The organism is Cupriavidus gilardii, assembly GCF_013347325.1.
Taxonomy (GTDB): domain Bacteria; phylum Pseudomonadota; class Gammaproteobacteria; order Burkholderiales; family Burkholderiaceae; genus Cupriavidus; species Cupriavidus gilardii.
The window spans coordinates 1,707,584-1,732,622 of the sequence record NZ_CP054624.1; the positions used below are offsets into that span (position 1 = coordinate 1,707,584).

Consider the following 25,039-nt stretch of genomic DNA (forward strand, 5'->3'; position numbering starts at 1 on the left):
TTACACCGGCTCGTCCGTCGCCGGATTCGGCTTGCGGTCGTCGAACCAGCGATACAGCGTCGGCACCATCACCAGCGTCAGCAGCGTCGACGTGATCAGGCCGCCGATCACCACCACCGCCAGCGGGCGTTGCACCTCGGAGCCCGGGCCCGTCGAGAACAGGAACGGCACCAGGCCCAGCAGCGCGATGGTTGCCGTCATCATCACCGGACGGAAACGCATGGTGGCGCCGTGGATCACCGCCTCGTCGAGGTCCATGCCGTTGTTGCGCAGATTGCGGATGTAGGACACCAGCACCACGCCGTTCAGCACCGCGATGCCCCACAGCGCGATAAAGCCCACCGATGCCGGCACCGACAGGTATTCGCCGGTGATGAACAGGCCGATGATGCCGCCGATCGACGCGAACGGCAGCACCGTGATGATCAGCGTGGCGAAGCGCAGCGAGTTGAACAGCAGGAACAGCAGGAAGAAGATCGCGGCGATCGTGATCGGCACGATGATCTTCAGGTGGCCCATCGCGCGTTCCATGTTCTGGAACTGGCCGCCCCACTCGAAGTAATAGCCTTCGGGCAGCTTGACCTTGCTGTCGGCCGCCTGCTGCAGCTCGGCGACGAAGCCGCCGAGGTCGCGGTCCTTGACGTTGATCATCACCACGACGCGGCGCTTGGCCATTTCGCGGCTGATCTGCGCCGGGCCGTCGCTGACCTCGATCTTCGCCACGCTTTGCAGCGGCACCTGGATGCCGTCGGGCGTGGTCACCAGCAGCTGGCGGATCGACTGGACATCGTGGCGGAAGCGCTCCGGCAGACGGACGGCGGCGCTGAAGCGGCGCTCACCCTCGAAGATGTCGGTAGCGCGCTTGCCGCCGATCGAAATCTCGATGATGTCGTGGATGTCCGAGACATTGAGCCCGTAGCGCGCGATCGCCTGGCGGTCGATGTCGATCGACAGGTACTGCTGACCGGTGATGCGCTCGATGCGGATGTCCTGCGAGCCCTGGATGCCGCCCGCCACGCGTGCGACCTCGCCGGCCAGTTCGCGCAGTTTGCCGAGGTCGTCGCCGAAGATCTTGACCGCGATGTCCGAACGCACGCCGCTGACCATTTCGTCGATCCGGTCGGAGATCGGCTGCGCCATCACGATCTGCACGCCCGGAATGGCGCGCAGCTTCTGGCGGATCTGCTCGGCGATGTCGTCCTGCGTCCAGCCGTCGGGCCACTCGTCGCGGTCCTTCAGGCTGGCGATCGGGGTCGATTCGTTCTGGCTCTGCGGGTCCGCCGGGCTTTCGCCGCGGCCGACGCCCGAGACCACCGACTTGACGCCCGGTACGCTGAGCACCAGCTTGTTGGCCTCCTTCTCGAGCTTGATCGATTCCTCCAGCGAGATGTTCGGCACGCGATCGATCGCCGGAACGATCGAGCCTTCCTTCATCTCCGGCATGAACGACGAACCGAGCAGCGGCACGATCGCCAGCGTGCCGAGGAACGCGACGACGGCAGCGACCACGGTCTTGCGGCTGTTTGCCATCGCCACCTTCAGCATCCGCAGATAGTGGCGCTTCAGGAAGGCGATCACGCGGGTATCGTGCTCGGCCCCGCCCTTCAGGATGTAGGACGACAGTACCGGCGACAGCGTCAGCGACAGCACCAGCGAGATGGCCAGCGCGATCGCGATGGTGAAGGCCAGCGGCGCGAACATCTTGCCCTCGGTGCCGGTCAGCGTCATCAGCGGCAGGAACACCAGGATGATGATGCCGACGCCGACGATCACCGGCGTCGCCACTTCCTGCACCGCCTTGACCAGCACCTCGGTCTTCGACAGCCTCAGCTCATCCTTGCGCCCCAATCGCTCGAACGCGTTCTCGACCACCACCACCGAGCCGTCGACCATCAGGCCGATCGCGATCGCCAGCCCCCCCAGCGACATCAGGTTGGCCGACAGCCCCACCTGGTTCATCACCATGAAGGTCAGCAGCGGCGTCAGCACCAGCGTGGCCAGCACGATCACCGACGAGCGCAGGTCGCCCAGGAACAGGAACAGCACGATCACCACCAGCACCACGCCTTCGAGCAGCACCTTGGTCACCGTCCACAACGCGGCGTCGACCAGTTCGCTGCGGTCGTAGTACGGCACGATCTGCAGCTTGCCGGGCAGCATGCCGCGCTCGTTGATCTCGGCGACGCGCTGCTTGACGCGGCTGACGACCTCCTTGGCGTTGCCGCCCCGCATCATCATCACGATGCCGCCGACCGCCTCGGTCTGGCCGTTCTTGATCAGCGCGCCCTGCCGGACTTCATGGCCGATGGTGACCTCGGCGACGTCGCGCAGGTAGACCGGCGTGCCGTTGATCTCCTTCAGCACGATGCTCTTCAGGTCCTCGACGCCTTGAGCCAGACCCACACCGCGGATCAGGTACTGCTCGGCATAGTGCGGCAGCACGCCGCCGCCCGAGTTGGCGTTGTTGTTGGCCAGCGCCTGGTAGACCTGCTGCACCGAGATGCCGTAGTGCCGCATGCGGTCCGGATTGATCAGCGCCTGGTATTGCTTGACGTAGCCGCCCTGCGAGTTGATTTCGGCGACGCCCGGGATCGATCGCAGCAGCGGGCGCACGACCCAGTCCTGCACGATGCGGCGCTCGGACAGTTCCTGTTGGGTCAGCTCGCGGTCGCCGTCATCGGCGCGGTCCAGCGTGTACTGGTAGACCTCGCCCAGACCGGTCGACACCGGGCCGAGCACCGGCGTCACGCCTTCCGGCATGCGGCCGCCGACCTCGATCAGCCGCTCCATCACCAGCTGGCGCGCGAAATAGACGTCGGTGGCATCGGTAAACACCAGCGTGATCAGCGACAGGCCCGCCTTGTTCAGCGAGCGCATCTCGACCAGCCCGGGCAGGCCGGTCATCGCGATCTCGATCGGCACGGTGACGAAGCGCTCGACCTCTTCCGGCGAGCGGCCTGCCGCCTCGGTGGCGATCTGCACCTGCACGTTGGTCACATCGGGGAACGCGTCGACCGACAGCTTGCCGGCGGCGCGCAGCCCGAAGAAGAACAGCACGACCGCGATCACGCAGACCACGAGCCGCTGTTTGATGGCAGCTTGGACTAGGGATTCGATCATCGTGGTCAACCTTGCTCGAGGCGCTTGCGCTCGTTATCGAGATGGAACGCGCCATTGACCACGATGCGGTCGCCAGCCTTGACGCCGCTCTGCACCACGCGCATGCCGTCGCTCTCGGCGCCGAGCTTGACCGGCACGGCGCGATACAGGCCCTCGCCCTGCTCGACGTAGACCTGCTCCTCGTTGCCATCTCGGACCACGGCCGAGCCCGGCACCACCAGCCGCTCGGTGGGCCGGCTGGCGATCACCATGCTGGCCAGCATCGCCGGCTTCAGGCGTCCCTCGCGGTTCTCGAGTTCGGTACGAACGAGCACCGTGCGCGATTCGGGATTGACGGTGCGGCCCACATAGATCAGCTTGCCGGCGATCCGGCTGCGGCCCGTACCCGCGCCCAGCGACGGCACGTCGATCTCGACGGTCTGGCCCTCGGCCACCAGCGCGGCCTGCTGCTCGGGCACCTCGGCCACGACCCAGACGCGCGACAGGTCGGCCACCGTGTACAGCGAATCGGCGGGCTGCACCACCTGCCCCTGGGCGACCTTGCGCTCGACCACGGTGCCGCTGATGCTCGAATACACCGGCGAATACGAATTGATGCTGCCGCCCTTGGACAGCTCGGCGATCGCCGCCTTCGACATGCCCAGCACACGCAGCTGATCGCGATAGGCGTGCATCTCGGCCTGGGCGATCGCGTATTCGCTCTCGCGGCGCTGCAGCTCACCGCGGCCGATCACGTCGGCGGCGAACAGCTGGCGCGCGCGCTCGGCGTTCTGCGCCTGCAACTGCGATTGCGCCAGTGCCTTCAGGTAGGACATCTGCGCGGCGCCCAGCTCGCTGCTGTGCAGGCGCGCCAGCACCTGGCCGGCCTTCACTTCCTGGCCCGGCATCGCGTAGAGATCGGTCACGCGTCCGGTCACGGACGCGCCGATGCGGGCCACGCGCTGCTCGTCGAAATCGATGCGGCCGGCCACGTGCAGCATCTCGCTGAACGGGCTGGTGGTCACCGGCGCGACCTTCAGCTGCTGCTGCAGCGATGGCTCGGGCTTGACCACGCCGGGCGGCAGCTTGGGCGCCTCGGCTGCGGGCGGCGGCTCCTCGGAACAGGCCGCGAGCGTCAACATCATGGCGGCAGCCACCGCCAGGGTACGGAGGGAAAAGGGGCGCATGGTCAGTCTTTGTTCGATTCGGTGGAGAAGGTCGCGGCGGTCGGGGTCATGGCCGGGGTCGTGGCGGAGGTCACGGCCGGGGTCATAGTCGGGCTGACATCCGGAGTCACGTCCGAGGTCCTGCCCGGGGTCACGCCGGGCGTGGACATGCCGGGCGCCATCGACAGCAGGCGTTCGATCTGGATCACGGCCATCTGCTGGTCGTATTGGGCGGCGATCAGTTCGTTGCGCGCGTTGCGCAGCGTGCGCTGGGCATCGATCACTTCGAGGATGCCGCGCTCGCCGTAGCGGTAGGCCGCCTGCGCGACCTGCAGCGCGTTCTCGGCCTCACGGACGATGCCGGACTCCAGCGCGGTGACCTGGGCCTGCGTGATTTCGAGCTGGCGGTACGCCGACTCGAGTTCCTGCGCCAGTTCGAATTCGCGCAGCTCATAGGCGTTGCGTGCCTGCGTGGCCTGCGCGACCGCCTCGCCCACCGGGCCCTTGCGGCGGTCCCACAACGGGATGGTCAGCACCAGGCCGACCTGGGACACGCTGTTGTCCGGCTCGCGCGTGGTGCTGGCGCGCACCGCCAGCTCCGGCAACCGCAGCGAGCGCTGGTAGTCGACGGCCAGATTGGCGCGCTCCAGCTCCATGCGGCGCTGGACCAGTTCGGCATTGGCCGTGCTCAGCCGCTCCCGCATCACCGCCAGATCGGGCACGTTCGGGATCTGGCCGAGGCTGCCGGCCAGCGCGAACTTCGGCGGCAGCGCGCCGCCGACCTGCTGGCGCAGCGCCGCCTTGGCCTGGTCGACGCGGTACTCGGCGCTCTGCAGCGATTTCTGCGCGGCCAGCAGCTCGGTCTCGGCCCGGATCAGCTCATAGCGCGGCGCCTCGCCGACCTCGACGCGCAAGCGCGCCCGCGAATGGACCTGCTTCATCATCGCCAGGTCTTCCCGTGCCGCCGCCAGTTCGCTCTCCCGGCGCAGCACGCCGAAGTAGCCGGTTTTGACCCGGCCGGCGAGGTCGGCGTAGAAGGCCTGCAGACCCGCTTCGGTCGCGTCGAGATTGCGCTCGGCGATCGAGCGGCGCAGGCTGCGCTGCTGGGGGTAGTCGAGCCGCTGCGTGATCGAGAAGCTGGGCGTGTTGCCCTCGGCCACGCCGGCCTGCCGGCCGCGCAGGCGGCCGTACATCATTTCGACCTGGGGATTCGGATAGGCGCCCGCGCTGGTGACGGCGGCGCTGGCGGCGTCCACGCCGGCATGCGCGGCGGCCACGCCCTTGTTCGAGTTCTGGGACAGGGAAAGCAGTTGCTCCAGCGAGAAGGCATCGGCGGCAAAGGCCGACGACACCCCAAGCGAAAGCGACGCTATCAGGGTAAGCGTAGAGATCTTCATGGCAACGAGAAAAAGCCGGACCACTGCATGCCGGCTTCGCGCGGACGGCGTTACCGCGACAAGCACACGGCCCACGGCAACAAGCGCCGCGAGCAAGACACGCAGATAGGAGGCGCGACCGGTCCGACGCGGAGCCGGACCGGCGCGTCAGCAATCAGGCGGAGAAGATGGGGGGCTTGAACAGCGCCGCAGGCAGCGGCGGCGCGCGGCCGTGGCGAGGCGGAGAGACATCGCCGGAAGGCAGTTCGAGCGGGGCCGCCGGCAAGGCGAACAGCGCGCTCGATTCCTCGATTTCGTCGAGCACGTCGGGCGGATCGAGCAGATCGGCCGACCAGATATTGCAGTAGCCCGGGTGGGAGGCGGCTTCGGCGACGTCGTCGTCGGCATGGATGCCGTCGTCGCCCGGGGCGACGATGCGGCTGCCGTCGTCATCGCTGGAAACCGCCCGGGCCGCCACCGCGGCGACCGCGGCCATGCTGCAGACCAGCGGCCCCACGCGCATCTGTCCTTGCCCGAGCCCCGCCGCCGCGTCCAGACGCGTGCTGGCCTGCGCTCCGAAGGAGAGCAGGAACAGGCAGGCCGCGATCAGAAACGGTAGAAAGGCTCGCATCAAGGGGAAGTTGGCGTCGGTATGCGGGCAGGGGCACTACGCCAGAAATATGACGGTTAGTGCTCTGCGTAATAAGACGCAAGTGCGGCATTGTAACCGAATGCAATCGCATGGACAGGGTTAGCCCTAGGTTGTTCCCGAAAACGTGACGATTTGGGTATCGGGCAGGGCACGGCTCCCCTGCCCGTTCGGCGTGATTTGCGACCGAGTTGCGCCCGATTTGTCGCCGCTTTGCGCGATCTGCGCGGGCTCGGCCGGGTCAGGCCACGGTGCCGCCGACGCCCGGCGCGGGCGCCAGCCCGACCTTGCCGGGCGCCGTTTCGTCCCGATCGGCTTCATCGCCGCCGGCCTTGTCCAGATCCATGCCGGTGGTTTCCGGCAGCATCAGCGCGGCAAACACGACCAGCGCATAGCCCGCCCCGGCGACGATGGCGATCGCCAGCGGCAGCGAGGTCCGGCCCGAGCTCAGCCAGCCGACCGACAGCGGGAAGAACGAGCCGATCACCCGGCCAAGGTTGTACGAGACGCCGTAGCCGGTCGCGCGGATATCGTTCGGATACGACTCCGAGATGGTCGCGCCGATGCCGGAGAACACCCCCTGCATCAGCACGCCCAGCGGAAAGCCGAGGAACAGCATCGACAGGTTGGAGACCGGGATCACCATATAGATCAGCGCCATCATGAAGGCGCCGGCGGCGAACAGCACATAGGTCGGCCGCCGTCCCAGCCGGTCGGTCGCGTAGGCGCCGGCCACATAGCCGACCAGCGAGCCAAGGATCGTCACCGCCAGATAGGAGCTGGTGCCGAACACCGACAGGCCGCGCTCGGTCTTCAGGAAGGTCGGCAGCCACGTCGCGATCGCGTAGTAGGCGCCCAGCATGCCGCCCGACAGCAGGCTGCACAGCACGGTCTTGCGCAGCAGCGGCCGCCGCACCAGCCGGCCCAGTTCCTGCCACGCGGAGCCCTGCGAGGCGGCCCGCTCGGCCCGCGTCTTGACGAAGACCTCGGGCTCGTCGAGGTTGCGGCGCAGATAGAACACCACCAGCGCCGGCACGATGCCGAGGAAGAAGCAGACCCGCCAGGCCGTCTCGGCCGGGAACAGGCTGAAGGTCAGGCCATAAGCCAGCGCCGCCGCGCCCCAGCCGAACGAATAGCTGCTGGCCGTGAAACCGGAGTATTTGCCGCGGTGCGCCGGATTGCGAATCATCTCGGTGACCAGCACCATGCACAGCGACGATTCGCCGCCGAAGCCGATGCCCTGGATCATGCGGAACAGCATCAGCTGCTCGGGCGAATTGGCCAGCCCGCACAGGAAGCAGGCGACGGTGAACACCACGATGGTCCAGCGCAGCACGCGCACGCGGCCATAGCGGTCGGCCAGCATGCCGGCCCCGATCGCGCCGACCAGCGACGACACCAGCGTCCACGTGACGATCGCGCCCGCAGTCGATTTGCTCATCTGCCACTGCGTCAGCAGCGTCGAGATCAGGAACGAATAGATCATGAAGTCGAACACATCGACCGCATGGCCAAGGAACGCGCCGTAGAACCCCTTGCGCTCCATCCGCGATAGCTCTTTGAACCAGTCCAGCATGATCGTCGCTCCTTGTCAGTGTGGGCATCGCGGCGGCGTGGTCAGCCGCGCGGCGTGCGAATTCGGTGGGGTGTTTGCGTGGTGTCAGCGAGGCGTGCTCAGCGAGGCGTGCTCAGCCAGGCGGCGGCCGGAAGGCGAAGCCCGCCGCCTCGAGCAGGCCGGCGAAGCGCAGCGAGGTCAGGTCGCGGTAGCGCCCGGCGACGATCTGCACGCCAACCGGCAGGCCGTTGCTGGCGGGGCCGATCGGCGCGACGGTCGACGGCAGTCCGCACAGTCCGGAATGGCCGGCCCAGAACAGCTGGGTCGTCATTGCTTGCGGCTTGCCGTTGACGTCCAGATGGCGCTGCCAGGGCTCGCCGGATTCGTTCAGCGAGAAGGCGGTCGTCGTCGCCGCCGGGCACAGCAGCACGTCGTAGTCATCGAAGAAACGCTGCCAGGCCCCGGCGAAACGCTCGCGAGCGTGCTGCAGCAGCAGCCAGTCGCGGTGGCCGAGCGTGGCGCCGACATGCTGCAGGGTCGCGTAGCTGGCGTCGTCGGCCGTGGCGGCTTCGGCCTGTTGGATGGCTTCCGTGAACGCGCCGTCCGGCATATGGACCGAGGTCGTCGAACGCAGCAGCAGCACGTAGACCCGCCACAGTTCTTCGGGGTCGAACGAAGGCCGCGCATGCCAGGCAACGCTGGCGCCCTGCCCTTCGAGCCAGCGGCCCAACCCCTCGATGCAGTCGCTGACCTCGCGGTCGGCCTCGGCCTGCGGGTGCGAGGGCAGCACCGCGACGCGGAACTGCGCCAGCGAATCGAGCCGGCACGGCGGCAACGCGAGGCGATAGGCCAGCGCATCGGCGCCTTCCGGGCCGGCAATGGTCTGCAGCACCAGTTCGAGATCGCGCGCACTGCGGGCAATCGGGCCCGCGACGTTGATGTCCTGGATGCCGAACGACGCCGCGCCGGTGCCATGACCGCTGAGCGGCACGATGCCGTGGCTGCTCTTGTGCGAGAACACGCCGCAGTAATGCGCGGGATTGCGCAGGGACGAGCCGATGTCCGAGCCGATGTCGAACAGGCTCATGCCGGCGCAGACGGCCGCCGCGCTGCCGCCCGACGAACCGCCCGGCGTGCGCGACGGATCGTGCGGATTGCGCGTGGTGCCGTAGACCGCGTTATAGCTTTGCCAGTCGCGCAGGCCGAGCGGGACATTGGTCTTGCCGATCAGCACCGCACCGGCCTTTCGCAGCCGCTGGACCACGGTGGCGTCGCGCTGCGCGACGTGCTCGCGCAGCGCCGGATTGCCGCAGGTGGTCGGCCAGCCGGCCACGTCGAACGATTCCTTGACGGAGAACGGCACGCCATCGAGCGGCCCCAGCGCCCTGCCCTGGCGGCGGCGCGCATCGCTGGCGCGCGCCTGCTCCCGGGCGGCATCGAAGTCGGCGAGCACGATGGCGTTCAGCAGCGGATTGCGTTCGGCCCAGGCGGCGTGACAAAGATCGAGCAGTTGCTCGGCGCTGGTGCGGCCCTCGGCGAGATCGTCGACAGCCTGCCATAGCGGGCGATAGCGCGCGGCGGGCGGGGCGGAGGCTGTTTGCTGGCGCAGGGAAGCACCGGCGCGGGCCGGGATGGACGGGGACGTTGGCAGGCTCACGTCGGCTCCTGTTCTTGTTGTTGTCTGTTGTTATGCCGCGACCCTGACGGCAGCACCCGGGGCCTCTCTCTAGCGGAGGTGTCGTAGTGCCGTGTCGGTATACTATATGCAATAGTGTAGGACGGACCAAGGCTCCCTGGCATTGGCGGAAACCCTCGCACCAGCGGCCTCCAATCGCGCACCCCTGGCACGCGGCGGCGGCGCGCGTGCTTGACGCAAGAATCGGCCCAGCGCGACGTGCGTCACCATGCGGCGCGCCGCATTCAAGGGGGGACGGCAAGACCAGGCCGGGACGGCAGATGGGATGGTCGCGTGCGAATGCCCGGACTCGGACGCAGGAAAAGAAAAACCGCCCCGGGGGGCGGTTCGAGCGCTGTCAGCAGCGCTTTGCCAGTACGTCGGCCGTTATGCCGGGCGATGCCCGCAGCCAGCGCGGCCAAACAGGCACTGCACAAAGCGCAGCACATCGGCGGCTCGCAGCGGGATCAGCGGCGTGGCATGACGGACCGCGTCGCGGGCCGCGTAGTGGCGCAGCAGTTGCTGGCCGATCGGGGTCTTCAGATACGACGCCCGGGCATTGGTGTCGCGGTAAGTCATGGTCTTTCTCTATTGCGTTTACAACAGTCGACAGTATACACAATTTTTGTGCATTGCGCCATGACGGTGCGCCTGACGCCCCGGACCCGTGCGCGCGGCCGATGCCGGGGCACGGCGGCAAGGCGCACCGCGCCCATGGTGCATCGCGACAGAGGAATCGCGACAGAGGAATCGCGACAGAGGAATCGCGAAAGAGGAATCGGGAAAGGGAAAAGAGAAAAGGCAGAGAGACCGGAGGACCTGCCGCCGGCGTCAGTCAACAGGCGTCAGGCCGCAACAGCCCTCAGACAACATACGTCAAGCAACAGCCGTCAGGCGGCGTGCTGCTCGCCGACCGGCAGTTCGGCCGCCTTGGCCGCGCTGTAGACATGCCGCGCGGCCAGCAGGGCCGCAAGATCGGCATCGCCGGCGATCACCGCCTGCAGAATCTGCGCGTGTTCGTCCCAGTTCTGGCGGGCGCGCACCGTGTTGGCCGGCCCGAACAGCACCGCGGTACGCTCACGCAGCGAGCGCATCATTTCCTGCAGCACGCTGTTGGCGGCGATATTGCCGAGCACCTCGTGAAAGCGCGAGTTCAGCGTCAGCAGTTCGTCGGCCTTGCCCTGGGCCGCCGCTTCCATGCCCTGCTGCAACACCGCCTCGAGCTCCGCGATCAGCGCGGGATCGCGCCGCTGCGCGGCCAGCTTGGCGTTCAGCCCCTCCAGCGTGGCGCGCACCTCGACCATCTCGCGGACGATATCGGGCGACAGCTTGGCCACCGAGGCGCCGCGGCGCGGTTCGATCAGCACCAGTCCTTCGCTGGCCAGCGCGCGCAGCGCCTCGCGCACCGGGATGCGCGACACACCCAGTTCCGCCGACAGCTTGTTCTCGACCAGGCGTTCGCCCGGCTCGTAGTCGCCCTTCAGGATGCGCTCACGCAGCTTGTCGGTGACCAGCGCGAACAGCGGCGAATGGCTGGCGCCCAGGCTCACGACTTCCTGATCGGGCGCGGCGGAAACGGACGGGCGGAGGGACATGGCGGATGGCGAGGCGATCGGATTGGACAGCGCGCGAATTGGCGGGGACCCAGGCGCTGCGGCGAGGCACCGGGTCGGTGCGAGCCCGCGCCAAAGGCTGGCGTCATTGTATACCAGCTACCGAACGAAGCGGCGCGGTCGCCGCCCCTCCACGGCCGCCGGGCCTCAGTCCCGCTGGAACGTGAAACTGTCGGCGTAGATATGTTCGGTGCTGGCGCCGCGATCGAGGAAGGCCTGCCGCGCGTCGCGGATCATGTCCGGCGAGCCGCACAGGTAGATCGCGTGCTCGGACAGGTCGCCGAGATCGTCGACCGCGGCGTGGTGCACATAACCGCGGCGGCCCCGCCAGCCGACGCCGCCGCGCGACAGCACCGGCACATAGCGGAAGTCGTACAGGCGCTCGGCCCAGCCCTCGATCTGCTGGTGCAGATACAGATCGCCCTCCTCCCGCATGCCCCAGTACAGCGATACCGGCGGGCAGTCGGGATCGTCCATCAGCGATTCGAGAATCGCCTTGATCGGCGCGATGCCGGTGCCGGTCGCGACCATCAGCAACGGACGATAGTCGCGCGCGCGATAGAAGAAGTTGCCGTGCGGCAGCTCGACTTCGACCGCATCGCCCGGCGCCAGGCCCGGCAGGATGCGGTCGGTCACCGCGCCGCCCGGAATGCGGCGCACATGCAGTTCGATGCTGCCGCCCAGCGGCACCGACGCCATCGAGAAACTGCGCGCCTGCCCCTCTGCCGCGATCAGCTTGAGGTACTGACCCGGTCGATAATCCAGCGCCGCGTCGAGATCCGGCACCTGCAGCCGGACCTGCAGCACGGTCGGCGTCAGCGGAAGAACCTGCTCGATGCGCGCGCGATGCCGCATCGGCTCGGCGCAGGCTTCGTCCTCGCGCGCGGTGCTGATCACCAGATCCCCAACCGGCTGCGCCTGGCAGGCCAGCGCATAGCCCGCCGCCGCCTCGTCGGGCGCCAGCCCCATCGGCTCCTCCTCGTAGCGGACTTCGCCTTCGACCAGCTTCATCCGGCAGGTGCCGCAGCCGCCCAGCTGGCAATCGTGCGGCAGCGCGATACCGGCCTTGAGTGCGGCCTGCAGCAGCGTTTCGCCGCGCTCGACAAAAAAGGCCTGCTGCGTTTCGAGGATCTGGATGCGGTGAGACATGATGCGTTCCGAATGGCCGGTTGAAAGATGCGGCGGGGGTTCAGCGCTTCGTGCAGCGCTTGGGTCAGCGCTCGGTTCAGCGCTTGATATCGGCCTGCACCACCACCTTCAGGTCCTGCGGTGCCAGCAGTTCCTGCAACGCCTGCAAGGCAGCGAGGCCCGCCTGCGTGTCCTGCTCGCCGTTGCCACCGCTCAGGCCGATGCCGCCGATCACCTGTTCGTTGACGACGATCGGAAAGCCGCCGACGAAGGCGGCGAACTTGCCCTCGAAGCTCCACTGGATGCCGAAGGCTTCGTTGCCGGGCAGCGCGGGCCCGTTCGGCGGCGTCGTGAACAGATGGGTCGAGCGCTTGTGGCCCGCCGCGGTAAAGGCCTTGTTCCAGGCGATCTGGGGCCCGGTGATACGGGCGCCGTCCATCCGCTCCAGCACCAGCGGATAGCCGCCCTCATCCACCACGCAGATGGATTCGAGCACGCCGATCTCCTCGGACTTGGCGATGGCCGCGGCCACCATATGGCGCGCTTCGCGCAGTTCGAGCTTGATGGCTTGTTTCATGCGATGTTCTCCTGGTCGATGCGGTGTAGCGATGCTGCGATACTGCGATGCGTATTGCTTACAGGCCGCGGTAGACGGTCTTGATCTGGGTATAGAACTCGAGGCCGGTGCGGCCGGACTCGCGGAAGGTCGAGGTGCTGGAGCGCTTGAGCCCGCCGAACGGCGCGTTGACCAGATTGCCGGTGGTGGTGCGGTTGATCTTGACGGTGCCGGCCTCGATGTCGGCGGCGAAGCGATGCATGTAGCGCGGATTGCGTGTGACGATCGCCGCGGCCAGGCCGTACTCGCTGTCGTTGGCCTTGGCGATCGCGTCGGCGTAGTCGCTGAACGCGATGATCGCGATCACCGGCCCGAAGATCTCCTCTCTCGCGATGCGCATGTCCTGCGTGACATCGGTGAAGACGGCGGGCGACACGTAGAAGCCGTTGTCGTACTCCGGACCGCCGAGCCGCTCGCCGCCGCACAGCAGCGTCGCCTCGGACTTGCCGATGTCGATGTAGCGCAGCACGTTGTCGAGCTGGTTGCGCGTGGCCAGCGGACCGAGGTCCATGCCGGGCGTCAGGCCGCTGCCGATCTTCAGTGTCTTGACGCGGGCCAGCAGCTTCTCGGTATAGGTCTCGCGCACGGACTCGGCGACCAGCACGCGGCTGGTGCCGGTGCAGGCCTGGCCGCTGAGCGAGAAGCCGCCCTTGATCGTCAGTTCGACGGCCTGGTCCAGGTCGGCGTCCTCCATCACCAGCAGCGGATTCTTGCCGCCCAGCTCCATCTGCGTGCGCGTGGTCAGCGGCACCGAGCGATGGATCTGCTCGCCGGCGCGGGTCGAGCCGGTGAACGAGATCGCACGCACGGCCGGGGCTTGCGTGATCGCGGCTCCCACGTCGGCGGCGCTGCCGGTGATGAAGTTCAGCACGCCCTTGGGCAGGCCCGCGTCGATCAGCGCCTCGGCCAAGCGATAGCCGCTCAGCGGCGCATCGGACGACGGCTTGAACACCACGGTATTGCCGGTGATCAGCGCCGGCGCGATCTTGCGCGCGGGGATCGAGATCGGGAAATTCCACGGCGAGATCACCGTCGCCACGCCCAGCGGCTCGCGCTGCGTGTAGACCAGCATGTCGCCGTCGTCGTTGGGGAACGATTCGCCGGTGAAGGTCTGGCCTTCGACGGCATAGAAGCGCAGCGTCTGCGCCGAGCGCAGGACCTCGTCGCGCGCCAGGCTCAACGCCTTGCCCTCTTCGCGCGTCAGTTCGCGCGCGATGCTGTCGGCATTGGCTTCGAGCTGCTGCGCGGCGCGGTTCAGGATGGCCGCGCGGCGTCCGATCGGCGTGTTCTTCCAGCCCTCGAAGGCGGCGGAGGCGGCCGCCACCGCGGCCTGTCCGTCTTCGGCGGCGGATGCCTGGAAGCGGCCCACCACGTCGTTCGTATCGGCGGGATTGATGTTGTCGAAGGTTCGGCCGGACTGGCACGCGGTCCATTCGCCATCGATGTAGTTGTAGAACGGTTCCATCTGTGCGGCGCTCATCAGGCAGTCAGGGGAAGGAGCGCGGCGCCGGCAGGCGCCGCGGGGCACGGCTCTGGCGTCGCGCTTTACGCAGCCAGTTCCAGTTCCGGCAACGGCAGCTCGTGGGCGACATAGTCGTAGTACAGCGCGGTCGTATAGAGCAGCCGCATCTGCGCGCCGATCTCGCAGATCTTCAGGCAGCGCTGCTGCAGCTCGGGCGTATTCGCGTGCTCGAGCACGATCTGGTAGCCGCGTTCGCCGTGGATTTCGTCCGAGACGATATGCAGGTCGAAGAACTCGACCTCCTCGTCGGTGAACTGGTACTTCTCGCGCAGCGTCGGCGTCTGCTTGCGGTAGATCGACGGCACCTGCGACTCCAGCCCAACCACCAGGCCAGCCACCGCGACGATCGGGTCCTCGCGCATCGCCACCGAATAGCACCAGGCCTGCAGGCCCCGCGTGGTGGGCGACATATTGTCCGGATCGATCACGCGCTCGCGGGTGGTGCCGCAGGCCTCGGCGAAGCGGATCAGCAGATCGGTGTGGCGATCGCCGCCGATTTCCTCTTCGTACATATTGGCCAGCAGGAAGTCCTTGGCCTCGGTATACCGATCCGGCATCCGGGCGTAGATGTAGCCCAGGTAATCGGCGAACGGCCCGACATAGTGATAGTGGTTCTCGGCCCAGCGTGCCAGATGCGCGCGGCTCAGCTTGCCGGTGGCCCAGGCCTTGCTGAACGGCGCCTGGTTGGCGCTTTTGCCCTTGATCGCTTCTTCCAGCGCGGCGCGGAATTCTTCTCGGTTCATCAGTTCGGCCATGTGGGGCTCCTTGTTGGCTGACGGTTCGGAATGGTTGGGTCGGACGGTCGTTCGTCCGATGTTTGTATACTATATACATTCAAGCGAGACGAACAAGGGCTTGAGCGGCTTTATTCATCGGGGTTTACCTTGGGTTTCCAGCGAGTCGCTTGTGTTGGGCCGCGAAGCAAGCCGCGGGCTCCCCGCCTGCGCGCGGGCAACGAAACTGCTTGCGGTGTCGTCCCCGCGCAGGCGGGGACCCAGTGGCTTAACGACTTATCGCGCAGCCGCCTGCACCCGCTGCCACGCCAGTCCGGCCAGTGCCACATCCTCCAGGCCGACGCCAACGGACTTGTAGATGACGATGTCGTCATCGCTGCGCCGCGGCCGCGCGCGCTCCAGCACGACGTCGGCCAGTTCGACCAGCTTCGATTCGGGCAGCACGCCCTGCCCCGCCATCACGATGTCGCCGGCTTCGCGCGTCGACTGCGGCTTCCATTCAACGACCACGGCCGACGCGCGCGACAGGGCCACGTCGTCGAGTTCGCGCGTATGTGGCAGGCTGGAACCGATCGCCGCCACGAATGCCCCGGGCTTGATCGCCTCCCCGGAAAACAGCGGCGTGGTCGAGCGCGAGGCTGTGACGACGATGTCGGCCTCCCGCACCGCAGCCTCGTTCTCCGTCACGAGCACCGGAATGCCGCAGCTCTGGCTCAGCCGCTCCGGCAGATCGGCCGGCGCATACGGATCGCACAGCAGGATGCGCTCCAGCGGCAACGCGGCGCTCAACTGCCTCGCGTGCGCGGCGCCCTGCGTGCCGGCGCCGAACAGCGCCAGCGTACAGGCATTGGGCCGCGCCAGATGGCGGGCCGCGACCACCGTGCAGGCCGCGGTGCGCAGCCGCGTGATCGCGCCCGCATCGAACGACGCCAGCGGCCGCCCATCCTCGGTCGAGAACAGCAGGATCACGAAGGAAAACTGCCCCTCGATGGTCGTGTAGACCTTGGCGCCGGCCACGCCCTGCTCCGGTAGCACCGCGCCCAGTGTCGACAGCTTGACGCCGCCCGCCTCGGTGCGGATGCGCTGCTGCATGGCGGCTTTGCCCTGGCCGAAGCTGCGGAACGCTTCGAGCATGATGCGTTGCACGTCTTCGGGCGCCACGTGGCGGTCGACCATTTCGTCTGTGATGTGCTGCATCGGGTCTCCTGCGTTGGGTGGGTGATTGAAGTCGAAGTCGAAGTCGAAGTCGAAGTTGGGGCGAGTTCGAGGTAGCGCGCCGGGGGGCTCAGCCCTGCAGCACCACCCGGACCAGCACGGCGATCGCGCCCGCCGCGCACAAGGCCAGCAGCAGCCGGCGCACGGCCACCGCCGACACACGCGCCTTGAGCCGGCTCGACACCGCAAACCCGGCGAGCAGGAACGGCGCCAGCAGCGCGCTCAGCGTCAGGTCCGCAATACCGAAGCGCCCCGCACCGGCCAGCATCGCCAGCGACAACACCGCGCCGCCACCGAGAATGCAGCCAACCGTTGCGCGCATCGCCGCCGGACTCATGTGCTGCATCACGATGGCGAACGGCGGCGCGCCCGCCGACGTCAGCGTCGCCATGAAGCCGGACGCGGTGCCGGCGATCGCCAGGTTTCCAGCGGAGGGCCGCACACGCCAGCCAAGCGCGCTGAGCGCCACCGCCAGCAGGATCGACAACGAAAACACCACCGCCAGCCACTGCGGCCGCAGCCACGCAATGGCCAGCACGCCGATCAGGCCGCCGAGCGTGCGGCCCAGCAACGCGGTTCCGGTCAAACGCCAGGCGATCGCCTCGCGCTCGCGCAGCGCCGCCAGCAGCGACAGACAGCCACCCATCGCCAACAGCGGCCCCGGCACCAGCTGCGGAAAGAACATCGCGGCCAGCGGTGCAGCCAGCATCGCGAAGCCGATGCCGCCCACGCCCTGCAGGCAGGCACCGACGAAGATCGTCGCGCCCATCCACCCGTATTCGGACAGCGGCACGGCGGGCAGCAAGGACGTCGCCGGCGACAGCGTCGGCAACAGACTGGCAATCAGCGCGGGCAGCGTGGTGGTCATGAGGAAGAGGGATTGGAAGAGCGCGGACCGCTCGATGCGGCCCGGCTCACAGACGGGCAATGGCCGTGGTCAAATACCCTAGCCGCCGGAATTGGTATACAGTCTACATACCAGATTCACCAGAACGCAAGTCGCCCGTCACCGCGCGCACCGCAACGGTGCTGGTTGAAGGACATCAATCCCAGCGCTGGTGCGCCTTTCCGGCGACCTACCCCACTCCGGTATCAGCGTATATCCGTATACGATTTCGCTTGTCGGCGCAGGCGTACGGAATATAGTATACCGTTCAGACCCCCACCCGAAGGACGGTCGAGCTTCACGAACCACCCTCTCGCCCCACGGAGCTTTCATGCAACACGAAGTCGTGATCGGTGCCGCGCACTGGATATATCTCATGGGGGTCGCGGTCATCGTGCTGACGATGATCCTGCGCGCCAATGTCGTCGTGCCCTCCATCGTGGGGACCGCGCTGGTCGTGTTCGCGCTGACCGGCAGCCCGGTATCCGCGTTGGCGGGCGTGTTCTCGGCCAGCCTGGTGGCCGCCAAGGAGTTGTTCAATATCTTCCTGGTCATCGCCTTCATGACTGCGCTGCTCAACGCGCTGAAGACGCTGCGCTCGGATATCCGCATGGTCGAGCCATTTCGCGTGGTGATGAAGAACGGCCACAGCGCCTTCTTCATCCTGGCCGGCGTGACCTACGTGATTTCGCTGTTCTTCTGGCCCACGCCCGCGGTGCCGCTGGTCTCCGCGATCCTGCTGCCGGCGGCGATCGCGGCCGGACTGCCGCCGCTGGCGGGCGCGATGGCGATCGCGATCGCCGGCCAGGGCATGGCGCTGTCGTCGGACTATGTGATCGGCGTCGCCCCGGGCATCAGCGCCAAGGCGGCCGGCGCCGCGGTCAGCGCGGCCGTGGTCGCAGACCGCGCGCTGACCCTGTCGATCATCACCGGCGCCATCGCGCTGTGCCTGGCCTACTTGTCGATGCGCAAGCACATCGTCCCGGCCAGCGGCACGTTGCTGGACCGCTGGCAACAGCGCGCCAGCGGGGCCGCGCTCGGCCTAGGTGACGACGGCGGCGGCGGCGGCACCTTCGACAAGGCGGAGATCGCCCGCGCCACCGCGCATGAGGAGCCGCTGGCCACCGAGTCGAATATCGAGGCCAGCCTGTCGATGGTCGAGCGCAAGCGGATCAAATGGTCCAAGTGCTTCGCCATCGTGACGCCGATCGCCTTCCTCGCCGTGGTCACCGTGATGGTGCTGCCCAAGCTGGGCACCGGCGTGCAGGACCTGAAGGGCGGCGAGGCCGCGGCCCTGGTCGGCGGTGTGGCCGCGGTGCTGATGATGCTGGCGACGCTGGCCGCCGAAGGCCCGCGCCGGATGCTCGATGTCTGCCCCGAGCACATCACCGACGGTTTCGTGTTCGCCTTCAAGGCGATGGGTTCGGTGCTGCCGATCGCCGGCTTCTTCTTTGTCGGCGCCGGCGAGACCGCCGCCCACATTCTCGGCCTGCCGCCGGGCAAGGCGCCCAGCCTGCTGTTCGAACTGATCCAGTCGTATCAGCACCTGATTCCCGACAACCACATGCTGGTCGCGTTCGGCGTGCTGCTGGTCGGCATGATCACCGGCATCGACGGCTCCGGCTTCGCCGGCCTGCCGCTGACCGGCACGCTGGCCGGCGCACTGGGCCCGGTGGTGGGCTTCGATCCGGCCACGCTGGCGGCGGTCGGCCAGATGGGCGCGGTCTGGACCGGTGGCGGCACGCTGATCGCCTGGTCCTCGCTGATCGCGGTGGCCGGCTTCGCCCGGGTGCCGGTGCTCGACGCGGTGCGCGCGCTGCTGATCCCGGTGGTGATTGGGCTGGCGTGTTCGACCGTGGCCGCGATGCTGCTGTGGTCCTGAGGGGCCGCCGCCGCCCTCGCCTGCCACCCGCAGATAGATAGCCAAGTAGACAGCAACAAGCAGGACGACATCATGCCCAAGGTTCTTCTTCACCGGCACGGCCAGGTTCACAGCGACGAGGTCGCACCTCGTACCAATCTGGTCGTGCGCGCCGGGATCCGGCAGTTTCCCTATCCGAACCTGCGCTACGAGTGCGGCATGGGCAAGTGCTCGAAATGCGCCTGCCGCGTGCTCGCCGGCGCCGAGCACCTGCCGCCGCCGAACTGGAAGGAGAAAAAGCAGTTGGGCGAGCGGCTCGAGCAGGGCTACCGGCTGATCTGCCAGCTCTGGATCGAACACGACATCGAGCTGGCGCAGGACGAACTGTCGCCGGCCGAGGAAGCCGCCGGCGCCGCGGGCCGCGTACCGGCCGGCATCAAGGCCTGATGGCCTGCATCGTGAGCCGCACGCCATGTACGTGATCCTGACCAGCCGCCCCGGCCAGTTCCGCACCGAGCCGGTCGACGGCATCACGCCGGTGGAACGCTACGAGTACCGCTTCTACGGCAAACCCACCGTGCGCTTCGTCATCGCCCGGCTCGAGCACGAGGCCAAGGTTCGCGTGGTCGAGGAAACGCCGCCCGGCATCGTCAACCACGTCCCGACCAAGTTCCTCGACAAGTACGCCACCGTCGAAGCGGCGCGCGAGGAACTGCGCCGGCTCGCCTCGTTCGGCAGCATGGAACTGACGCTGGTCGCCATATGAATCGCCGCCATTCGAATCCTGAACACGCCTGATAGCAGCGCATCGCCATGATCCAGATCACCTTTGTCAGCAACAACGGCAAGACCGCCACCGCCCCGCCCAACAGCAACCTGCTGCGCGTCTCGCTGCGCGAACAGGGCGGCATTCCGTTCAAGTGCGGCGGCGGCCTTTGCGGGACCTGCAAGTGCCACATCGACAGCGGCCTCGAACACACCGACGAGGTCAAGGCCAAGGAGAGAAAACTGCTGACCGAGCAGGAACTGGCGAGCGGCCACCGGCTCGCCTGCCAGACCTTCGTCAACGGCGACATCAGCGTGTCGTGGCAGCCGCGCCCCACCGCGGCGGTCAGCCGCCCCGCCCCGGCCCCTGCACGCGCCGACGCGGCCGCCTCCGGCGGTTCGGAGGAAACCCCGAAGGAATCGGAAGGCAGCGCACGCTGATCGGCCCGACAAAAAAACCGGCCCGGCATCGGTCCCGCAGCGCATTGCTGCGAGGCCGATGCCGGGCCGGTTTCTTGTTGGCTGACCCTATCGCTTGCCGCGACGCGACAGCGGGGGACTATCGCGATGCAGGGGTCGAGCCGGCTGCTTAGCCGTTCGCGAAGACGATCTTGGCCTTGCGGGCGTCCGACTGCAGGCGGGCCAGCACGCCTTGCACGGCGGCGATGGCGCGCTTGACGTCGTAGGCAAAGCCCAGGCGCGGCGCGTCGAGTTCACGCTCGATCAGGTCACGTTCGAGTTGATCGGTCAGCTTGATATCGGATTGGGTGTTCATGGCGTCCTTCCTTTCAGGGATAACCCTTATGGGGTTTTCCCGAATTGTAGGCAAAGGATTGACGCATTGCAACATTAGGTAGAAATGCGTATGCCGGAAAGCAACATCTACAGCAAAATCGCAGACATCACTTGGCGCAAACGCCACCCGCTCCATCGGCCGCGTGCTTCGTTCAACGCTTGGCGGGAGGCTGTCCGCCCGCGGGCTTCCCTTCCCCTCGCGCCGCCCTGACACGCCGGCGCCGAACCAGCCGGGTGCGCAGCGCCCAGACCCAGGACACGCCGAAATAGAAGACCACGCTGGTCACGCTCGCCATCAGCGCCAGCCCCAGCAACAGCGGTTTGCCGACGCCCAGCAAGCGGCGGCGGGTTTCCGTCCACCAGCTCTCCTTCTCCACCTCGGCGGGCGCCGCCGCCGGGCCGCCGCCTCCCGGAACGAGATTGACCATCGGGCCCGGTTCGGCAACTGCCGCCAGCGCTTCCGGCGCCGGTGGCGGACCGCCTTCTCCGAGCACCGCGCTGCCAAGCCGCCACGCGGCGTAGTAGATCGGCCCGAAGGTCAGCGGGTTGCTGACGAAGGTGCTGGCCACCGCGGCCGGTACGTTGGCTCGCAAGGCGACCGCCACCGCGCCGCTCATCGGGATTTGCGCAATCGGCAGCAGCAGGCCGAAGAACAGGCCCAGCGCGACGCCGAGCGCGATGCCGCGGCGGCTGACATGCCATAGGCGGGGGTGCTGCAGGATCGGCCCCATCCAGCGCAGCCACCGGTGCTGTTGCAGCCGTTCGGGATCGGGAAGGAACCGGCGGAAATGGCGGAACGGCGAGGAACTGTGCGGGTTACGGGAGGGGGACGACGGACGGCGGAAACGAAGCGGAGGCATTGGTAACGGGGACGGCTGACTACCGTGCAAGCATACGCCCGCGCGGCCCTGGCGGACGCTGCCAGTCGCGAATTCTCCATGGCCACGCAGCGTGGTACCGGCCGCAGTACGCGGTGAAATCAGCACTTTGCATGCTTTGCACCGTTGGCCGCACCCCACGAACGGGTGATTAGGCAGTTGACCGCATATCTTGTAATGATAATAATTCGCATTCCCTTAAAAATATTACAGTTCATTACAAAATGCGAGCCAAGCGTCACCCGATTACCGCTGCCCTGCTGGCGGCGTCCGTTCTTTCCCCTGCCGCCGTCCGAGCCCAGGCCACTGAAACGCTGCCCGAAGTGAAGGTCAAGGCCAGCGCAAGCCGGGAGCTGGGCGAGGGCTACAACCCGCCGGATACCGTCACCGCCACCAAGATGGATGTTCCGCTGCGCGACGTGCCGCAGACCGTGAACGTGGTGACGGCCGAAGTCATGCGCGACCAGCACGCGACCTCGATCCAGGACACGCTGAAGAATGTGCCGGGGGTGGGCTTCTCGCATGGGGATGGACAGCGCGACCAGGTGACGATCCGCGGCTTCACGGCAATTGCCGATCAGTTCGTCGACGGCATCCGCGACGACGCGCTGTATTTCCGCGACCTGTCCAACGTCGAGCGGATCGAGGTGATCAAGGGACCGGCCGCCGTGCTGTATGGCCGCGGCTCGTCGGGCGGTCTGATCAACCGGGTCACCAAGAAGCCCGGCCTGGACATCACCGACCTGAGCCTGAGCTACGGTTCATGGGCGGACCGGCGCGGCGAGGTCGACGTCGGCCGGGTGTTCGGCGATGGCGCGGCGGCGTTTCGCATCACGGGCGCGGTGGAGCGGGCCAACAGCTACCGCTCGCAGCAGTTTCTGGACCGCACCGCGATCGCCCCGTCGCTGGACCTGAAGGTCGCGCCGGACACCAAGCTGCTGCTGCAGGCCGACTACCTGGAAGACCGCCGCGTGACCGACTTCGGCATTCCCGCCTTCAACGGCCGCCCGGTCGAGGTGCCGGCGTCCACCTACTACGGCGCGGCCAATGCGCGCGACGCCGACTACAGCCAGTCGCGCGTGTACTCGGGCACCGCCACGCTGACGCATCGCTTCAACGACCAATGGTCGATCCGCAACGCGACGCGCTATTACCACTACTCGCTGGACCGCAACAACACGCTGCCGGGCACCGTCAACGCGGCGCAGCGTACGGTGTCGCTGAACCGCTCCAACGTCTATCGCGAAGAGCATGGGTGGTTCAACCAGACCGACCTGACGCAGAAGGCCACGCTGTTCGGCATGAAGCATGAGCTGCTGTACGGCATGGAGCTCGGCCAACAGAACAAGGACCTGGTCAACTACTCGCGCAACAACGTCGCCACCGTCGACCTGTTCCATCCGGTGCTGCCCACGCTGCCCCGGCTGATCGGCGGCACGCCGGGCACCACCAACCGCGGCACCTTCAAGACCCTGGGCCTGTACACCCAGGACATGATCACGCTGAGCGAACAGTGGAAGGCGCTGGTCGGCGTGCGCTACGACCGCTTCGAGCAGGAGACCGTCGATCGCCGCCCGAACCAGCGCGGCCTGGTGCGTACCGACAACGCGTGGAGCCCGCGCGCCGGGCTGGTGTGGCAGCCGTCGAAAACGCAGTCGTATTACCTGTCGTGGAGCCGCTCATTCCAGCCGTCGGGCGAGACCTTCTCGCTGGCGGCCAATAACGCCGAACTGGAACCGGAAAAGACCAGCAATACCGAAATCGGCGCCAAATACGATTTCTTCGACGGGCGCGCCAGCACCACGGTGTCGGTATTCCGGCTGGAACGCACCAATATCAAGGTCGCCAACGCCACCAATACCGCGCTGATGCCGATCGGCGAACAGCGCACCGACGGCGCGGAACTGACGTTCGCCGGCGATCTGGGCCAGGGCTGGAAGGTATTGGCCGGCTACGCCTATCTCGATGCGCGCGTGACCCGCTCGAGCAGCGCGCTGGAGGGCAAGCGCGCCACGCTGACGCCGCGGCACAGCGGCAATTTCTGGGTCACCAAGGAGCTGGGCCACGGCTTCGGCATCGGCGGCGGGCTGAACCTGGTCGGTGCCCGCATGGCCGATCCGCAGAACACGGTGACGCTGCCCGGCTATGTGACCGCCGACATGATGGCGTGGTACCGGCGCGGCCCGGTCGAGCTGCAGCTGAACCTGTACAACCTGTTCGACAAGGGCTATATCGTCTCGGCGCACGGTTCCAACGCGAACCTGAACCTGCCGGGCGCGCCACGCAGCGTCATGGCGACGTTGCGGTACCGGATGTAGACACGGGCAGAACCAGCGTCGGCGTGGGTCCGATCGGTTTCGCGGATCCGCCCGTCGTCGGGACCTCAGGCTGGACAGATTGCCGCTGCGCAACCGCCCGCGCGCTGCGCCGCATGTTCAGATCGTCGACGTACTGCATGCAGCCGGCCCGAAAGGCCGGCTCTATCGCCTCACAGGAGCGGGCGTGACGCACGTCGTGCATCAGCGCCCACGCATAACCCTGGAACAACTCGGCGCACGGCTCGGCGCAGGGCCTGCCGCCAAAATGATCGCCGTCGGCGTGAAAGCCCGGTGCGAGCGCGGCGATCGGCGCGTTCGTCAGCGTGCCTTTTACCTGTGCCGCGCCCATCAGCATCACGGCGATGGTCCCGGCTCCGAGCAGAAAGACAGAGAATTTCATCGTATCGGCATTGGCGCTGGCTCGCGCCGACCTTGTATTTATGCAACGTATTTTGGCCAATACAAATACAACAACAACCGGCTTGCCGATATGAAATCTTTTTAAATCACTGTGTCCGTTGTATTTTTGCTCCGCCAATAAACAGGCGGTGCCGCAGTCGGGTCAGCTTTTGACCGCAATCGCGCCAGCGCAGCCGGCCATCATGGCGGCCGCGGTGCGATCGGCAATGCGTACGCGTTTTGGCGAAGAGATGAAGCTGCGAGCCTGCCGCGCCAGCATCAGATAGAACAATTGCACCGAGAAATCGACCGCGACGCCGAGCGCCAGGATCAGCGCGATCTGTCCGGCGGACAATGCGGTCATATCGAACGCCTGCGGCAATACCGCGCCGAAAAACACCATGGCCTTCGGATTGCCCAGCGTGAGGAATGCGCCGGCGATGAAACCGCTGCCGGATCGCTCAGGCTGTTGTGCCATGCGATTGCCGTCCGACCGCCACAGGCGCCAGGCCATATAGAGCAGGAACATTACGCCGAGCCATTTGATCGCCACGAACACGGTGGCAAATCGGACCGCCAGCGCCGACAGGCCGAAGATGGCTGCGAGAAGCCAGACCGCATTGCCGGCCACCATGCCGACGATGAATGTCGAGGCGGACGCGGCGCCCCGGCTGATGACCCTCGCAAACAGGGCGCCCTGCGCGGGCCCCGGCAACGCGGCCGCAATGGCGAAGGGAATCAGGAATAGCCAGATATTCATGGTGCTGTCTTCCGCGCGTGGTGGCTGCG

Annotated in this window: 23 protein-coding genes; 5 read left to right on the forward strand and 18 right to left on the reverse strand. The window is 67.2% G+C overall.

The window, feature by feature from the left end:
• From FOB47_RS07800 to FOB47_RS07865, 14 genes are all read right to left on the reverse strand, one after another.
• A complete protein-coding gene (locus FOB47_RS07800; RefSeq protein ID WP_043440510.1) occupies positions 1 to 3,120 on the reverse strand; it encodes an efflux RND transporter permease subunit in 3,120 nt (1,039 codons plus the stop codon).
• Positions 3,121 to 3,125: 5 nt separating this feature from the next.
• Positions 3,126 to 4,286 (reverse strand): efflux RND transporter periplasmic adaptor subunit, encoded by a 1,161-nt coding sequence (locus FOB47_RS07805; RefSeq protein ID WP_174780506.1) that lies wholly within the window; start codon positions 4,284 to 4,286, stop codon positions 3,126 to 3,128.
• 2 nt (positions 4,287 to 4,288) lie between these two features.
• Positions 4,289 to 5,662, reverse strand: a complete 1,374-nt coding sequence (locus FOB47_RS07810) for a TolC family protein (RefSeq protein WP_174780507.1) — start codon at positions 5,660 to 5,662, stop codon at positions 4,289 to 4,291.
• A gap of 154 nt (positions 5,663 to 5,816) precedes the next feature.
• Positions 5,817 to 6,272, reverse strand: coding sequence for a hypothetical protein (locus FOB47_RS07815; RefSeq protein WP_006575723.1), 456 nt, complete (start codon positions 6,270 to 6,272; stop codon positions 5,817 to 5,819).
• 259 nt (positions 6,273 to 6,531) lie between these two features.
• Positions 6,532 to 7,866: an MFS transporter gene (locus tag FOB47_RS07820; RefSeq protein WP_174780508.1), complete on the reverse strand. Its 1,335-nt coding sequence runs from the start codon at positions 7,864 to 7,866 to the stop codon at positions 6,532 to 6,534.
• A gap of 112 nt (positions 7,867 to 7,978) precedes the next feature.
• Positions 7,979 to 9,454: an amidase gene (locus FOB47_RS07825; RefSeq protein ID WP_174780947.1), complete on the reverse strand. Its 1,476-nt coding sequence runs from the start codon at positions 9,452 to 9,454 to the stop codon at positions 7,979 to 7,981.
• 453 nt (positions 9,455 to 9,907) lie between these two features.
• Positions 9,908 to 10,099: a hypothetical protein gene (locus tag FOB47_RS07830; protein ID WP_053823609.1), complete on the reverse strand. Its 192-nt coding sequence runs from the start codon at positions 10,097 to 10,099 to the stop codon at positions 9,908 to 9,910.
• Between the two features lie 311 nt (positions 10,100 to 10,410).
• On the reverse strand, positions 10,411 to 11,115 hold the full coding sequence (locus tag FOB47_RS07835; protein WP_023264630.1) for a GntR family transcriptional regulator: 705 nt from the start codon (positions 11,113 to 11,115) through the stop codon (positions 10,411 to 10,413).
• A 165-nt stretch (positions 11,116 to 11,280) separates the two neighbouring features.
• Entirely contained in the window at positions 11,281 to 12,282 is a 1,002-nt protein-coding gene (locus FOB47_RS07840; RefSeq protein WP_174780509.1) for a 2Fe-2S iron-sulfur cluster-binding protein, read from the reverse strand.
• Between the two features lie 76 nt (positions 12,283 to 12,358).
• On the reverse strand, positions 12,359 to 12,838 hold the full coding sequence (locus FOB47_RS07845; RefSeq protein WP_006575728.1) for a GlcG/HbpS family heme-binding protein: 480 nt from the start codon (positions 12,836 to 12,838) through the stop codon (positions 12,359 to 12,361).
• A gap of 58 nt (positions 12,839 to 12,896) precedes the next feature.
• On the reverse strand, positions 12,897 to 14,342 hold the full coding sequence (locus tag FOB47_RS07850) for an aldehyde dehydrogenase family protein (RefSeq protein WP_174780948.1): 1,446 nt from the start codon (positions 14,340 to 14,342) through the stop codon (positions 12,897 to 12,899).
• 80 nt (positions 14,343 to 14,422) lie between these two features.
• On the reverse strand, positions 14,423 to 15,154 hold the full coding sequence (locus tag FOB47_RS07855) for an iron-containing redox enzyme family protein (RefSeq protein WP_174780510.1): 732 nt from the start codon (positions 15,152 to 15,154) through the stop codon (positions 14,423 to 14,425).
• Between the two features lie 255 nt (positions 15,155 to 15,409).
• The gene (locus tag FOB47_RS07860) at positions 15,410 to 16,330 is read right to left on the reverse strand and encodes an ornithine cyclodeaminase family protein (RefSeq protein ID WP_174780511.1); all 921 of its coding nucleotides are present in this window, start codon (positions 16,328 to 16,330) and stop codon (positions 15,410 to 15,412) included.
• An 88-nt stretch (positions 16,331 to 16,418) separates the two neighbouring features.
• Positions 16,419 to 17,117 (reverse strand): sulfite exporter TauE/SafE family protein, encoded by a 699-nt coding sequence (locus FOB47_RS07865; RefSeq protein ID WP_053824565.1) that lies wholly within the window; start codon positions 17,115 to 17,117, stop codon positions 16,419 to 16,421.
• A 448-nt stretch (positions 17,118 to 17,565) separates the two neighbouring features.
• Between FOB47_RS07865 and FOB47_RS07870 the strand changes: the two genes are divergently transcribed.
• From FOB47_RS07870 to FOB47_RS07885, 4 genes are all read left to right on the forward strand, one after another.
• The gene (locus FOB47_RS07870; protein ID WP_174780512.1) at positions 17,566 to 19,116 is read left to right on the forward strand and encodes a hypothetical protein; all 1,551 of its coding nucleotides are present in this window, start codon (positions 17,566 to 17,568) and stop codon (positions 19,114 to 19,116) included.
• A 72-nt stretch (positions 19,117 to 19,188) separates the two neighbouring features.
• Positions 19,189 to 19,542, forward strand: coding sequence for a 2Fe-2S iron-sulfur cluster-binding protein (locus FOB47_RS07875; RefSeq protein ID WP_064573999.1), 354 nt, complete (start codon positions 19,189 to 19,191; stop codon positions 19,540 to 19,542).
• A gap of 25 nt (positions 19,543 to 19,567) precedes the next feature.
• A complete protein-coding gene (locus tag FOB47_RS07880) occupies positions 19,568 to 19,861 on the forward strand; it encodes a hypothetical protein (RefSeq protein ID WP_053823603.1) in 294 nt (97 codons plus the stop codon).
• Between the two features lie 47 nt (positions 19,862 to 19,908).
• On the forward strand, positions 19,909 to 20,301 hold the full coding sequence (locus FOB47_RS07885) for a 2Fe-2S iron-sulfur cluster-binding protein (RefSeq protein WP_174780513.1): 393 nt from the start codon (positions 19,909 to 19,911) through the stop codon (positions 20,299 to 20,301).
• Positions 20,302 to 20,449: 148 nt separating this feature from the next.
• On the opposite strand, the gene FOB47_RS07890 is transcribed toward FOB47_RS07885, so the two are convergent.
• Together FOB47_RS07890 and FOB47_RS07895 are read right to left on the reverse strand one after the other, a co-directional pair.
• Positions 20,450 to 20,635: a hypothetical protein gene (locus FOB47_RS07890; RefSeq protein ID WP_006575737.1), complete on the reverse strand. Its 186-nt coding sequence runs from the start codon at positions 20,633 to 20,635 to the stop codon at positions 20,450 to 20,452.
• 172 nt (positions 20,636 to 20,807) lie between these two features.
• The gene (locus tag FOB47_RS07895; RefSeq protein ID WP_244959198.1) at positions 20,808 to 21,515 is read right to left on the reverse strand and encodes a DUF2062 domain-containing protein; all 708 of its coding nucleotides are present in this window, start codon (positions 21,513 to 21,515) and stop codon (positions 20,808 to 20,810) included.
• A gap of 242 nt (positions 21,516 to 21,757) precedes the next feature.
• Here FOB47_RS07895 and FOB47_RS07900 point away from each other — a divergent pair, with 242 nt between their 5' ends.
• Positions 21,758 to 23,851, forward strand: coding sequence for a TonB-dependent receptor (locus FOB47_RS07900; protein WP_174780514.1), 2,094 nt, complete (start codon positions 21,758 to 21,760; stop codon positions 23,849 to 23,851).
• Here the strand turns inward: FOB47_RS07900 and FOB47_RS07905 are convergent.
• Together FOB47_RS07905 and FOB47_RS07910 are read right to left on the reverse strand one after the other, a co-directional pair.
• Positions 23,823 to 24,251, reverse strand: a complete 429-nt coding sequence (locus FOB47_RS07905) for a hypothetical protein (RefSeq protein ID WP_174780515.1) — start codon at positions 24,249 to 24,251, stop codon at positions 23,823 to 23,825. The two genes, FOB47_RS07900 and FOB47_RS07905, sit on opposite strands and share 29 nt — an antisense overlap.
• A 162-nt stretch (positions 24,252 to 24,413) precedes the next feature.
• Positions 24,414 to 25,010 (reverse strand): LysE family translocator, encoded by a 597-nt coding sequence (locus tag FOB47_RS07910; protein WP_174780516.1) that lies wholly within the window; start codon positions 25,008 to 25,010, stop codon positions 24,414 to 24,416.
• Positions 25,011 to 25,039: the final 29 nt, after the last annotated feature.